Below are 13,254 nucleotides of genomic sequence, written 5' to 3'. Positions count from 1 at the left end.
AACCCGGGGTCTCAGGTCAGCCGCGCGGACGCGCGACCACCGGGGCAGGAGTCACCGCGATCCGGACGCGGTCGCCGAACGACGGGTGCACGGTGGGTGCGTGCTGCACGCGGACGAGCTCGCCCGACTCGGTGCGCACGAGGGTTCTCCGCATGCTGCCGAGGAACGTGCTCTCCTCCACGAGGGCATCGGTGGCGGCATCCTCCGCGGAGGTGAAGCGCACGTTCTCCGGGCGGAGGTACACGTCGACGGGACCGTCGGCGGGGGTCTGCAAGGGAAGACGCTGCCCCCACACGACGACGTGATCGCCCTCGGCGACCCCGGACACGACGCTGGAGAGGCCCACGAACGCGGCGACCTCGGCGCTCGCGGGGGTCGTGTACAGCTCCTCCGGGGAGCCGATCTGCTCGATGCGACCCGCGTTCATGACCGCGATCCGGTCGGACACCGCGAGGGCCTCCTCCTGATCGTGCGTGACGAACACGGTCGTGATGCCGAGCCGCAGTTGGATACGGCGGATCTCGTCACGGAGCTGCACGCGCACCTTCGCGTCGAGGGCCGACAGCGGCTCGTCGAGCAGCAGCACCCGAGGCTCCGTGACGAGGGCGCGAGCCAGGGCCACCCGCTGCTGCTGTCCGCCGGAGAGCTGATGCGGGAACCGGTCGGCCAGGTCGGCCAGACCCACGAGGGCGAGCGCGTCGAGGGCCCGTCGCGCCGCCTCACCCTTGCCGACACCCCGACGACGGAGCCCGAAGGCCGTGTTGTCGACGACGCGGAGGTGCGGGAACAGCGAGTACGACTGGAACACCATCCCGATGTCGCGCCGGTTGGTCGGCACCCGCGAGACATCTCCGCCGCCGAGGAGGACGGTGCCCTCGTCGGCGCCCTCGAGTCCGGCGAGCACGCGGAGCAGGGTGGTCTTCCCGCAGCCGGACGGACCGAGCAGCGAGACGAACTCCCCGGAAGCGATGTCGAGGTCGACGCCGTGCAGCACCCTCGTGCCGCCGTAGCTCTTCACGATGCCCTGCAGCTCGACCCGCGTACCCTCGCCGGCCTGGGCGAGCAGCAGGTTGTCCTTGGTGCGCGGGAGCGCGTGATCGAGGGTCATGAGCGGGCCTTTCGCGGACCGCGGGCGACGCGGCCGATGAGCAGGAGCAGGAGGAAGACGAACAGCAGGGCGAGCAGCGTGAAGATCGCGGGCGCGAACGGGTCCTGCTTCTGCACCACGACCATCGCCGTCTGGAAGACCTGTCGGTTGAGCAGGGACGCGATCGTGAACTCCCCGAGAACCACCGCGATGGAGATCAGCGCGGCGGCGAGCAGTCCCTGTCGGAGGTTCGGCGCGAGGACGCGGAGCACGACCGTCGGCCACCCCGCCCCGAGCGAGCGTGCTGCCTCGGACAGCGTGCGCAGATCGGCGGCATCGATGGACGCCTGGATCGAGCGGAACGCGAAGGGGAGGACTGTGACGCCGTAGGCGAAGGCGAGGGTCCAGGTGCCGGTGCCGAGGGTCCGACCGATCTGCAGGTAGATCGGCGCGAGGCCCACCACGAGGACGATCGCGGGGATCGAGATCGGGAGGAGCGCGACGAACTCGAAGGCCGCCTTCAGTCTGGGGAAGCGCAGGTTCACGAGGATCATCGTGGGGGCCAGGAGGAACAGCACGATCGCCACGGTCACCACCGCGAGGATCAGCGAGTTGCCGAGCCCCGTCCAGATGGGCTTCAGACTCGCCGACGCCGCGGGGTCGAAGAGGGCGGCCCAGTGCGCGAAGGAGAGGCCGTCCGTGCCGCGCAGCGTGAAGAGGAACGTCGACACGAGAGGCACAGCGAAGAACGCGCCGACCACGATGCCGATCACCGCACGGGTCGCGCGGGAGGGGGCGAGGCCGTTCATGCCTGCCACCGCGCGGCACGTCGCTGGATGACCGAGTACAGCGCCATCACCATGCCGACCACGACGATCATGCCGAGGGCGAGAGCGCCCGCGAGGTTCTCCCGGCCGAGCAGGGTCTCGCTCGTGAGCGCCGTGCGGATCTGCAGCGGGACGATCTGCGAGCCCTGACTCGCGAGCGCCGCGGCCGTGGCGTAGGAGGAGAACGCGTTCGCGAAGAGCAGCAGCAGGCTCGCGAGGAACGACGGCGCCAGCACCGGGAGGCCGATCCGCAGCCAGAAGCTCGCCCTGCTGCCCCCGAGGGTGAGGTTCGCCTCGACCCACTGCGGCTTCAAGGCGGCGAGGGCGGGGAGGAAGGTGATGACCATGAGCGGCACCTGGAAATAGATGTACGGGAGGATGAGGCCGGGCAGCTCGTACAGCCAGGTGCCCTCGGCGAAGATGTCGATGCCGAACGTGTCGCGGAGGAAGACGGTGACCACGCCCTGGATGCCGATCATGGCGATGAAGGCGAAGGCGAGCATGACGCCGCCGAACTGCGCGAGGACCCCGGCGGCCGCGTCCACGGATCGCCGCACGACGCCGTCCGGGTTCATGCCGAGCAACGTATAGGAGACCAAGGCGCCGACGGTGGCGCCGACCGCCGCGGTGAGCAGGGACAGCCCCGCCGAGTTCGCGAAGGTCGTGAGCACGACGGGGTCGCCGAGGGCGGCGACGTTCGTCCAGGTGAAAGCGCCGTCGCCGTCGAAGAACCCGGAGCCGATCGCGAGCACGGTGGGCAGGGCGAGGAACAGCAGCACGTAGGCGGCGAAGGGCACGAGCCCCAGCCACGCCGGGGACGGCGCAGACCGCCGGGCCCGCGCGTGCGACGCGGGTCCGGCGGCGGTGACGGGGGCGGACGCCGCGGCATCCACCCCCGGTGCGACGAGAGAGGTCACTGGACCGCCGCTGCCCACTTCTCGCCGAGCAGCGTGCCGGCGTTCTCGGACTGCTCCTCGGTGGGCACGACGGTCTCCTCCGGAGCCTCCGGGAGAGCCGCCGCGAGCTTCTCGTCGATCGTGCCCGCTTCGGTCATCGCCTCCATGCGCACCGGACGGGCCCCGCCCTTCAGCCACAGGTTCTGCACCTCGTCGCTGTAGAGGAACTCCTGCCACAGACGCGCGGCCGCCGGGTTCGGCGCGTCGACGTTGATGGCCTGGTTGTAGTAGCCCGCGTAGCCGGTGCCGTCGAAGACCTCGACCTTCCAATTCGGGTTGTCGGCCGTGTGCGCGGCGTTCAGGTAGTCCCAGTCGAAGACGACCGGGGTCTCGCCGCTGGCGACGGTCGCGGTCGTGACGTCGACCTTGAGCAGGTTCCCGGCCTTCTGCAGGTCGGCGAAGAAGTCGATGCCCGGCTGGAAGTCGTCGAGCGTGCCGTCCGACTGCACCGTCGCCAGGCCCACGGCGGCGAAGGCGGCGCCGGCCTGCGTCGGGTCGCCGTTGATGGCCACGGCACCCTTGTAGTCGGCGGAGAGCAGGTCGGACAGCTCGGCCGGCGCCTCGAACTTCGAGGAGTCGTAGCCGATCGACATGTACCCGCCGTAGTCGCCGACGAAGAGGCCGGTGGGCTCCTTCAGCTCGTCGGGGATGTCGTCCCAGGTCTGGACCTTGTAAGGAGCGAAGGCGTCGGTGTTCTGCAGAGCGACGGTGAGGCCGAGGTCGAAGACGTCGGGGGCGGTGTCGAGGCCCTTGTTCGTCTCGGCGGCCTGGATCTCCTCGGCGCTGGAGACGTCGGGCGACGCCTCGTTGATGGTGATCTCGGGGTACTTCTCGGCGAAGAGGTCGAGGATCTCGCCGTAGTTCGCCCAGTCGCGCGGGAGGGCGATGACGTTGAGCTGACCCTCCTCCTTCGCGGCGGCCTCGAGGTCGGCGAACGAGCCGAAGTCCTCGACCGACGTCGCGCTCGCCGCGTCCACGGCGTCGTCGCCGGCGGCCGGGGCGTCGGTCGCCGAGGCGCAGGAGGTCAGTGCGATGACGGCCGTAGTGGCCAGGGCGATGCCGGCGCCGATGCGTGCGCGGCGGATGGAGCGTGCCATGAGTGTCCTCTCGGTGTCCGGCGCTGCAGGCCGGTGTCGGGTTGCGAGAGGACACTATGAGTCCGAGGTAGCCGCGGGGAGCGGCGCGGGTGAACGGTCGGTGTCGGGCGGGTGGCGCAGGAATGCGCCTGGGGATCAGTCGTGCCGGACCGTGTACTTGAAGCCGCGGTGCGAGCCCACGTAGCCGAGGCGCTCGTAGAACCGGTGTGCGTCGGTGCGGGCGGCGTCAGAGGTGAGCTGCACCATGGCCGCGCCGAGGGCGGGCGCCGCGGCATCGCCGACCCACCGCATGACCGCGGAGCCGATGCCGGACGAGCGGAGGTCGCTGCGCACCCGGACCGCCTCGACGAGCAGCCGCCGGGCGCCGCGGCGTGCCATGCCCGGGATCGACGTGAGCTGGAGGGTGCCGACCACCGCGCCGTCGAGCTCGACCACGAGGAGGTCGTTGGAGGGATCGGCCAGGATCTCGCGGAGGCCGCGCTCGTACGCCGGGCGGTCCTCGTCGGAGGCCACGTCGCCGCGGGCGGCGCTGATCGGGTCGTCGGCGAGCAGCGCGATGACGGCGTCGGCGTCGGCCTCGCTCGCTCTCCGGAGCACGGCGTCCCCGCTCCTCGACGCGAACGGGTGCGGCAGCGGGAGAGCGGGAAGCATGACCCCAGTCTGCCAGCGGCGCGGATGCGTGACGGTGCCCGCGGGTCTGGAATCATGGCGGGGTGGATATCGGCAGCCTCCTCGGACTCGAGCAGCTCACCTGGGGGATGCTGATCCTCATCATCGTGGCGGCGTTCAGTGCCGGGTGGATCGACGCGGTCGTCGGCGGCGGAGGACTGCTGCAGCTTCCGGCACTGCTCCTCATCCCCGGCATCGCCCCCGTCCAGGCGCTCGCGACGAACAAGCTCGCCTCCGTGTTCGGGACCGCGACCAGCAGCATCACCTACTACCGCCGTGCCAAGCCCGACCTCCGCACGGCCCTGCCGATGGCGGTGATCGCGTTGATCGGCTCGTTCGGCGGCGCGGCGGTCGCGACGGTGCTGCCCCCGGCCGCCTTCAAGCCCATCATCGTGATCGCGCTGCTGGCGGTCGCCCTGTTCACGGCGCTCCGTCCCCAGCTCGGGGCGGCGACGCAGCTGCGCTTCCACGGGCACAAGCACCACATCATGGCCGGGCTGGCCGGGCTCGGCATCGGGTTCTACGACGGGATGATCGGTCCGGGGACGGGCACCTTCCTCGTGATCACCCTCGTCGCGCTGCTGGGGTACGACTTCCTGCAGGCGAGCGCGAAGGCCAAGATCGTGAATCTCGCGACGAACGCGGGGGCGCTGCTCCTCTTCATCCCGCACGGCTCGGTGCTGTGGCTGCTCGGGGGCATCCTCGCGGTCGCGAACGTCGCCGGCAGCTACCTGGGCTCGCGGATGGCCATCTCCCGCGGCACGACCTTCATCCGTGTGGTGTTCCTCGTCGTCGTGGTGGCTCTCATCGCGAAGCTCGGTGTCGACGTGTGGAACGAGAACCTCGCCCCCCTCTTCGCCTAGCCCCCCTTCTTCTTCGCCGAGACCCCGGGTACGCGACGAGACCCCGGGCTGCCGGCGGCAGTGTCCCGGGGTCTCGGCGGTAAGACAGGGTGTCGGCGGGTCAGGCCTCGTCCTCGGGTGTGAAGTCCACACCGGCCTCGGCGCGCTGCTCCGGGGTGATCGGAGCGGGAGCGGAGGTGAGGGGATCGAAGCCGTTGCCGGACTTCGGGAAGGCGATGACGTCGCGGATCGACTCGGTCTTGGTCAGGTGCTGGAGCACGCGGTCCATGCCGAGCGCGATGCCGCCGTGCGGGGGAGCGCCGAACTTGAACGCGTCGAGGAGGAAGCCGAACTGCTCCTGCGCCACCTCGTCGCTGATGCCCATGACCTCGAAGACCCGCTTCTGGATGTCCTCGCGGTGGATGCGGATGGACCCGCCGCCGAGCTCCGAGCCGTTGCACACGATGTCGTACGCGTAGGCGAGGGCCGATCCGGGGTCGCTGTCGAACGTGTCCTCGAACTCGGGCTTCGGGCCCGTGAACGCGTGGTGCACGGCCGTCCAGGCGCCCGCACCCACGGCCACGTCTCCGGAGGCGACCGCATCCGCGGCCGGCTCGAACATCGGGGCGTCGACGACCCACGTGAAGGCGAACTCGTCCGGGTTCAGGTACCCGAGGCGACGGCCGATCTCGACCCGTGCGGCGCCGAGCAGCGCCCGGCTCTCCTTGGTGGCACCGGCGGCGAAGAACACGCAGTCGCCCGGCTCGGCGCCGACGAACTCCGCCAGTCCCGCCTGCTCGGCCTCGGACAGGTTCTTCGCGGCAGGGCCGCCCAGGGTGCCGTCCTCGTTGAACAGCACGTAGGCGAGACCGCGCGCGCCGCGCTGCTTGGCCCAGTCCTGCCACGCGTCGAGCTGCTTGCGCGGCTGGCTCGCACCGCCGGGCATGCGCACCGCGCCGACGTACTCGGCCTGGAACACGCGGAACGGTGTGTCCGTGAAGTAGTCCGTCGCCTCGACGAGCTCGAGCCCGAAGCGGAGGTCGGGCTTGTCGGAGCCGTACTTCGCCATGGCATCGGCGTACGTCATCCGCGGCAGCGGAGTCTGCACCTCGACGCCGATCGTCTTCCACATCGCCACGATGAGCGACTCCATGAGGGCGATCACGTCCTCCTGGTCGACGAAGCTCATCTCGATGTCGAGCTGCGTGAACTCGGGCTGACGGTCGGCGCGGAAGTCCTCGTCGCGGTAGCAGCGGGCGATCTGGAAGTACTTCTCCACACCGCCGACCATGAGCAGCTGCTTGAAGAGCTGCGGGGACTGCGGCAGGGCGTACCAGCTGCCCGGGTGCAGACGGGCCGGGACGACGAAGTCGCGGGCGCCCTCCGGCGTGGAACGGGTGAGGGTCGGGGTCTCGACCTCGGTGAAGTCCTCGGCGTGCAGGACGTCGCGGATCGCCTTGTAGACGTCGGACCGCAGGCGCAGCGCGGAGGCGGCGGCCGGGCGGCGGAGGTCGAGGTAGCGATACTTCAGGCGTGCCTCCTCGCCGACGGTCTCGGTGTCGGCCAGAGCGGTCGAGACCTGGAACGGCAGCGGCGCCGACTCGTTCAGCACCTCGACCTCGGCCGCGATGACCTCGATCTCGCCGGACGGCAGGTTCGGGTTCGCGTTCCCCTCGGGGCGACGCGACACCTCCCCGGTGACCTTGAGGACGAACTCGTTGCGCAGCGGGTGGGCGATCTCCTCGTCGCGGATGACGACCTGGGCGATGCCCGACGCGTCCCGCAGATCGATGAAAGCGACGCCTCCGTGGTCACGACGACGATCGACCCACCCGGTGAGGGTGACGGTCTGACCGATGTTCTCGGCGCGCAGGGAGCCTGCGGAGTGGGTGCGCAGCACGGAGGATTCCTCCTGATCCGGGGAAAGATGAACCCGCCCAGTCTACGCGGGCGTCCCGGCCCTTCCCGGCCGGGTCGCCTGCGCGGAGCAGCGGCACCTCAGTAGGATCGCCACGACGAAAGGCGCACCCCATGAACCTCTCCATCTCGGACGGCAACGGCCTTCCCGACCTGTTCGGCGCGATCTTCTCCGGCACGACAGGGCTCATCGCCCTCATCTTCTACATCCTCGTCGTGGTCGGGCTGTGGAAGGTCTTCACGAAGGCGGGGTACCCCGGAATCCTCGCGATCATCCCGATCGTGAATGTCGTGTTCCTCGTGAAGATCGCCGGGATGTCGGGCTGGTTCGCCCTGCTCTACCTCGTGCCGATCGCGAACTTCATCCTCGGGGTCATCGTCGCATTCAAGCTCGGCGCGCGCTTCGGCAAGGGCGGGGTGTTCTCCTTCTTCCTGTTGTTCCTCTTCCCCTACATCGGCTATCTGGTCCTCGGCTTCGGCGAGTCCCGCTACCGCGAGGTCTGACGTGGCGGCATCACTTCTGCACCTCGTTCGCCACGGTGAGGTGCACAACCCGTCCCGCGTGCTCTACGGACGGTTGCCCGACTACCACCTCAGCACCGCGGGGGAGGAGATGGCGCAGGCGGCGGCGGAACATGTGGCCGGGCTCGGCGATCCGGTGACCGCGCTGTTCGCGTCGCCTCTGGAGCGCGCGCAGGAGTCGGCCGCCCCCTTCGCGGAGGTGTTCGACCTCGAACCCGAGACGGACATCCGCCTGATCGAGCCGACGAACGTGTTCGAGGGCACCCGGATGCGGCGGTCGCTGATGAATCCGGTGAACTGGTGGCACCTGCGCCAGCCGTCGCTGCCGAGCTGGGGGGAGCCGTACGCCTCGATCGCGGAGCGCATGCTCGGCGTGATGGACGAGGCATGGACGGCCGCGGCCGAGATCCCGACCGCGGGGGACATCGTGATGGTGTCGCATCAGGCGCCGATCTGGATCACGCACCTCCGCGTGGCCGGCCTCCCGCTGCAGCATGACCCGCGGACCCGCCGCTGCGCCCTGTCGAGTGTGACCTCGTTCGAACGCGTGGGCGACGTCTGGCGCGAGGTCTCCTACGCCGAGCCCGCCGCGACCGGCGGTGCTGTCGACGTCGGGGCCGTCTGACCCCCTGTTCGAATCGCCTGACTGGCCCCATCCGGCCCGGAGATGGGACCGATCGGGCGGTTCGACGTCAGAGGGACTGGATCACCCCCACCGCGGCGAGCTGTCCCGCGGCGGCGGCGAGCAGGACCGAGGCCATCGGGCCGGGGAGGGTCGCGCGATGGGCGAGGTCGCCCGCCGCGAGGACCCCAGGACGCGACGTCCTCCCGAACTCATCGATCTCGATGGACCCCGACTCCAGCATCCGCAGCCCGAGGTCGGCGGCGAAGGGCGCCCGGTGTCGCATCGTGCCGGAGGCCACGAACACGCCCGCGACGTCGAGGTCGCCCTCGGCGCTGCGCACCCGCACCCCGTCTCCGTGCGCGGCGACAGCCTCGACCGGAGCGGAGGCCACCCGTACCCCGAGCTCCTCCAGCGCGGTACGGTCCTCCGCGGCGAACGGCTCTCCCACCGGGACCACCGTGATCTCGCCGACGATCCGGCCGAGCAACCCGATCAGATGGGCCGCCCGGGGTGCCGCGCCGAGGATCGCGATCGGCTTCCCGGCGTGCTCGTGTCCGTCGCAGAACGGGCAGCTGAAGACCCGGACGCCCCACAGCTCGGCGAGACCCCGCACCGGCGGGAGATCGTCCGCGACGCCGGTCGCCAGGATCACCCGTCGTGCGTCGGTCACCGACCCGTCGGCGAGGCTCACCGAGAACCCCGTCTCCGCGTCGCCGGAGATCCGCTGCGCCGCGACGTCCCGCACCTCGACGTCCGCATAGGCCGCGAGCTCGGCCCGGGCCTGGGCGCGGAGGTCCGCCGGGGCCTTCCCATCGGCACCGATCATGTTGTGCATATGCTGCACGGTGCCATTGCGGTACTCGCCGGAGTCCAGCAGGAGCACCGGCCGATGCATCCGTCCGAGGGTGAGCGCCGCCTGGAGTCCGGCGGGGCCGGCACCGATCACGATCGCGTCGTACATGGGGGTTCCCTTCTCGCGTCTTGCGTTCGGCACCAGTCTGTGACTTCATGTCAACATGAAGTCAAGCGACGCGCATCCCTGGTCCGTCGGCGAGGTGGCGGCGCGGTTCGAACTGCCGACGAACGTCCTGCGGCACTGGGAGACGGTCGGCCTGCTGCGGCCACCCCGGGACGCGGCGGGCCGGCGTCGCTACGGCGAGGACGAGGTCGTGCGCATCGCCGTCATCCAGCGCAGCAAGGCCGCCGGCATGAGCCTCGACCAGATCGCCGTGCTCCTCGACGACGGCAGCGCGGGCCGGCATCAGGTGCTGCAGCAGCATCTCGACGACCTCGACAGGCGGATGGAGGAGATGCGGCGATCCCGGGAAATGACGGAGCACGCCATGGGGTGCCGTGCGCACGACATCGCGACCTGTCCGCGGTTCCGCGCCGGGGTGGACGACGTGCTCGCGCGCTTCTGACTCCCCCCGGGGGTACCCGGCCGATGCATAGGAAGCTCTGCGTAAACTCGGAGACGTGTCCCGCGCTCCCAGGATTCACCCGATCCGCAACGGCCGCCCCTCCCGTCTTCGGCCCCTCGGCCGCCTGGGCGGAGCCGCGCTCGCTGCGGTGCTCGCCGTCGGTTTGAGCGCCTGCGCCCCCGACGCCGTGAGCGAGTCGTTCCTGAGCGGCGAGAACACCGGGTACGTCGCCGCCGACGGCGCGATCGTCGAGATCCCCGTCGCCGAGCGTGGCGAGCCGGTCGAGTTCGCCGGAGTCACGGAGCACGGCGAGGACTTCGACAGTGCCGACATCGCAGGACAGGTCGCGGTCGTCAACTTCTGGTACGCCGGCTGCGCCCCGTGCCGCGTCGAGGCCCCCGACCTGGAGGCCGTCTGGCAGGAGCACAGCGACGCGGACGTCCAGTTCATCGGCATCAACACGCGGGATCAGGCCGACACCGCGGCCGCGTTCGCCGACGAGTTCGGGATCACGTACCCGAGCCTCATCGACGTCGACACCGCCGAAGCCAAGCTCGCCTTCGCGAAGGTCGTGCCGATCTCGGCGACCCCCACCACGCTCGTGCTCGACAAGCAGGGGCGCGTCGCCGCGAAGATCATCGGTCCGATCGACGGCACCTCCGTCCTCTCCACGCTCGTCAAGGACGCGCTCGCGGAGGACTCCTGATGTCCGCGAGGTCGTCATGAGCCCCGAAGCGATCATCGGCTCCGGCGCCCTCTGGATCGCGATCCCGGTGGCCATGCTCGCCGGACTCGTCTCGTTCCTCTCGCCGTGCGTGCTCCCGCTCGTGCCCGGCTACCTCGGCTTCCTCGGCGGAGCCGTGGCACCGCGGGGATCGTCGACGTCCGGCGGCGGCACCACCCAGACGGCCACCCGAAGCCGCCTCGTCCTCGGCGTGCTGCTGTTCATCCTCGGCTTCACCGTGGTCTTCATCCTCTACACGGTGCTCGGCGGCACTGCTGGCGTGTTCCTGCTCCAGTGGGGCGACCTCATCACCCGCATCCTCGGCGTCGTCATCATCGCGATGGGCCTCGTCTTCCTCGGGCTCTTCGGGTTCGCGCAGAAGGAGCTCCGCTTCCACGTCGACTCGAAGGCCGGGATGGTCGGTGCTCCGCTCCTCGGCGTCGCGCTCGGCATCGGCTGGGCGCCCTGCATGGGCCCGACGCTCGCCGCCATCCTCGCGCTCTCCTTCAATGCCGGAGATCCCGTGCGTGCGGGGTTCCTCGGCCTCGCCTACTCGCTGGGACTCGGCATCCCGTTCCTGCTCGTCGCCCTCGGCTTCGGCTGGGCCACGAAGGCCATCGGGTTCCTGCGCCGCCACATCCGGGTCGTGAACATCCTCGGCGGCGTGCTGCTGATCCTCCTCGGCGTCCTGATGGTCACCGGCCTGTGGACCGACATCATGTCGCGGCTGACGGCGGTGATCGGCAGTGTCATCCTCCCGCTCTGACCGCTCCGAGACGACCATGACGAAGAACAAGAGTGCCGTGACCAACGACTCCAGCGATCCGCTCCGCCCGTCCGATCACGTCGACGGCGACGACACGATCACCCAGCCGCGCCTCGGATTCGTCGGCTGGCTGCGGTGGGGGTGGCGTCAGCTCACCTCCATGCGCACGGCGCTCGTCCTGCTGCTCGTGCTGGCGATCGCGGCCATCCCCGGGTCGATCTTCCCGCAGCGGATGGCCGACCCGAACGGCGTGACGCAGTGGGAGCGCGACAACCCCGATCTGTTCCCGGTGCTCGACGGGCTCAAGCTCTTCGACGTGTACCTGTCGCCCTGGTTCTCGGCGATCTACCTGCTGCTGTTCACCTCGCTCGTCGGCTGCGTCATCCCGCGCATCAAGCACCACGCCAAGGCGCTGCAGGCCCGCCCGCCGCGCACGCCCGCGCGACTGCGACGCCTGGAGGACTACCGCGCCGTCACCCGCGACACGGTCGCCGACTCCGGCACCCGCACCGGAGACGCCGCCGCGGAGGCCGCCGCCTCGATCGACGTCGCCACGAAGCAGCTCAAGGCGCTCGGCTACCGCGTGGAGCGCTATGACCGGGGGCGCACGTACTCGGTGTCGGCCGAGCGCGGCTACTGGCGGGAGACGGGTAATCTGCTCTTCCACCTCGCCCTCGTTGGCGTGCTCGTGACGATCGGCGTCGGCGGCGGCTTCGCCTACACGGGGCAGCGCGTGCTCGTCGAGGGGGAGACCTTCGCCAACACGCTGCTCGACTACGACTCCATGAACCGTGGGCGCTTCGTGGCCGACGACTCCTTCGCGCCGTACTCGATGCGGCTCGACTCCTTCGACGTCACGTATCAGCCGTTCGGCGAGCCCGGCTCCGGCCAGGCCGGGAACTTCTCCGCGAACATGACCATCCAGGAGAACGGCGAGGAGCGCGAGGGCGCCGTCAAGGTCAACGAGCCCCTGGGCGTGGCCGACGACGACGTGTTCCTGCTCGGCAACGGGTACGCCCCGACGGTGACGGTGCGCGACCCCGAGGGCAACGTGGTGTTCCACAACAGCACGCCCTTCCTCCCGCAGGACAACAACATGACCTCGCTCGGCGTGCTCAAGGTCCCGGACGGCCTGGCCGAGCAGGTGGGCCTCGTCGGCTTCTTCTACCCGACCACGGGCGTGCTCGACACGGGCGCCTTCTTCTCGGCGTACCCCGACCTCACGAACCCGACGCTCACGCTCGACGTGTACACGGGTGACCTCGGGATCAACGACGGCGTGCCGCGCTCGGTCTACGTGCTCGACACCTCCGACATGACCAAGCTCACCGGACGCAGCACCGACGTCGAGTCGATCGAGCTGTCCCCGGGTGAGACCGCGCAGCTGCCGAACGGCCTCGGCTCGGTGACCTTCGACGACGAGTCGCCGGAGGGCGCCACCGACACCTCGGAGTCCGTCAAGCGCTTCGCCTCCCTGCAGATCCATCGCGACGAGTCCGGGGTGTTCGTGCTCGGGTTCGCGCTGCTCGCCCTCGGCGGCCTCATGCTCGCCCTGTTCGTGCCGCGTCGGCGCGTGTGGGTGAAGGCCACCGCGGCGGACGGCGCGGTCGACCTCGAGTACGCGGCCCTGGCCCGAGGGGAAGACCCCACGCTCGCCCGCGCCGTGGACGACCTCCGTGCCGGGCACGCCCGGCTGCTCGACGCCGCGGGCAGCACGGCCGCCCGTACCCCTGAAGACGCCGACGAGGATGCCGCGGACGCCGCCGCGGACCCTGCGGCCCCGGCACCCGGAAAGTAGACT

14 protein-coding genes are annotated in these 13,254 nt (G+C 70.3%); 7 read left to right on the top strand and 7 right to left on the bottom strand.

The window, feature by feature from the left end:
• Positions 1–16 precede the first annotated feature (16 nt).
• From AB0N68_RS16085 to AB0N68_RS16065, 5 genes are all read right to left on the bottom strand, one after another.
• Positions 17–1,108, bottom strand: a complete 1,092-nt coding sequence (locus AB0N68_RS16085; protein WP_292797761.1) for an ABC transporter ATP-binding protein — start codon at positions 1,106–1,108, stop codon at positions 17–19.
• The gene (locus tag AB0N68_RS16080; protein ID WP_292797764.1) at positions 1,105–1,896 is read right to left on the bottom strand and encodes an ABC transporter permease; all 792 of its coding nucleotides are present in this window, start codon (positions 1,894–1,896) and stop codon (positions 1,105–1,107) included. The genes AB0N68_RS16085 and AB0N68_RS16080 overlap by 4 nt, the downstream gene beginning before the upstream one ends.
• Positions 1,893–2,831 carry an ABC transporter permease gene (locus AB0N68_RS16075; RefSeq protein ID WP_396654824.1) on the bottom strand — a complete coding sequence of 313 codons (939 nt, stop codon included), beginning with the start codon at positions 2,829–2,831 and terminating at the stop codon, positions 1,893–1,895. The genes AB0N68_RS16080 and AB0N68_RS16075 overlap by 4 nt, the downstream gene beginning before the upstream one ends.
• Entirely contained in the window at positions 2,828–3,967 is a 1,140-nt protein-coding gene (locus AB0N68_RS16070; protein ID WP_187663323.1) for an ABC transporter substrate-binding protein, read from the bottom strand. Before AB0N68_RS16070 ends, AB0N68_RS16075 begins: the two co-directional genes overlap by 4 nt.
• Before the next feature lie 135 nt (positions 3,968–4,102).
• Positions 4,103–4,618 carry a GNAT family N-acetyltransferase gene (locus tag AB0N68_RS16065; protein WP_187663324.1) on the bottom strand — a complete coding sequence of 172 codons (516 nt, stop codon included), beginning with the start codon at positions 4,616–4,618 and terminating at the stop codon, positions 4,103–4,105.
• 107 nt (positions 4,619–4,725) lie between these two features.
• On the opposite strand from AB0N68_RS16065, the gene AB0N68_RS16060 reads away from it, so the two are divergent.
• The gene (locus tag AB0N68_RS16060) at positions 4,726–5,499 is read left to right on the top strand and encodes a sulfite exporter TauE/SafE family protein (protein WP_187664096.1); all 774 of its coding nucleotides are present in this window, start codon (positions 4,726–4,728) and stop codon (positions 5,497–5,499) included.
• Between the two features lie 100 nt (positions 5,500–5,599).
• On the opposite strand, the gene aspS is transcribed toward AB0N68_RS16060, so the two are convergent.
• A complete protein-coding gene (gene aspS / locus AB0N68_RS16055; protein WP_268777237.1) occupies positions 5,600–7,378 on the bottom strand; it encodes an aspartate--tRNA ligase in 1,779 nt (592 codons plus the stop codon).
• Positions 7,379–7,509: 131 nt separating this feature from the next.
• Between aspS and AB0N68_RS16050 the strand changes: the two genes are divergently transcribed.
• The gene (locus AB0N68_RS16050; RefSeq protein WP_187663326.1) at positions 7,510–7,899 is read left to right on the top strand and encodes a DUF5684 domain-containing protein; all 390 of its coding nucleotides are present in this window, start codon (positions 7,510–7,512) and stop codon (positions 7,897–7,899) included.
• Position 7,900: 1 nt separating this feature from the next.
• On the top strand, positions 7,901–8,542 hold the full coding sequence (locus tag AB0N68_RS16045; RefSeq protein ID WP_259952947.1) for a histidine phosphatase family protein: 642 nt from the start codon (positions 7,901–7,903) through the stop codon (positions 8,540–8,542).
• A gap of 67 nt (positions 8,543–8,609) precedes the next feature.
• Here the strand turns inward: AB0N68_RS16045 and AB0N68_RS16040 are convergent, their stop codons facing one another.
• Positions 8,610–9,503: an NAD(P)/FAD-dependent oxidoreductase gene (locus tag AB0N68_RS16040; protein ID WP_280567161.1), complete on the bottom strand. Its 894-nt coding sequence runs from the start codon at positions 9,501–9,503 to the stop codon at positions 8,610–8,612.
• Positions 9,504–9,558: 55 nt separating this feature from the next.
• On the opposite strand from AB0N68_RS16040, the gene AB0N68_RS16035 reads away from it, so the two are divergent.
• The 4 genes from AB0N68_RS16035 to resB are packed head-to-tail and all read left to right on the top strand — an operon-like array spanning position 9,559 to position 13,251.
• The gene (locus AB0N68_RS16035; RefSeq protein WP_280567159.1) at positions 9,559–9,963 is read left to right on the top strand and encodes a MerR family transcriptional regulator; all 405 of its coding nucleotides are present in this window, start codon (positions 9,559–9,561) and stop codon (positions 9,961–9,963) included.
• 55 nt (positions 9,964–10,018) lie between these two features.
• Entirely contained in the window at positions 10,019–10,669 is a 651-nt protein-coding gene (locus AB0N68_RS16030; protein WP_396654797.1) for a TlpA family protein disulfide reductase, read from the top strand.
• Positions 10,670–10,685: 16 nt separating this feature from the next.
• Complete coding sequence (locus tag AB0N68_RS16025) at positions 10,686–11,453, top strand: cytochrome c biogenesis CcdA family protein (protein WP_280567156.1); 768 nt, start codon at positions 10,686–10,688, stop codon at positions 11,451–11,453.
• Positions 11,454–11,469: 16 nt separating this feature from the next.
• The gene (gene resB / locus AB0N68_RS16020) at positions 11,470–13,251 is read left to right on the top strand and encodes a cytochrome c biogenesis protein ResB (RefSeq protein WP_187663332.1); all 1,782 of its coding nucleotides are present in this window, start codon (positions 11,470–11,472) and stop codon (positions 13,249–13,251) included.
• Positions 13,252–13,254 lie beyond the last annotated feature (3 nt).

The organism is Microbacterium meiriae (genome assembly GCF_040685015.1).
In the GTDB taxonomy this organism is placed as follows: domain Bacteria; phylum Actinomycetota; class Actinomycetes; order Actinomycetales; family Microbacteriaceae; genus Microbacterium; species Microbacterium meiriae.
The sequence above is the reverse complement of the archived record's forward strand: the minus strand, read 5'-3'. Positions and strand labels throughout refer to the sequence as shown.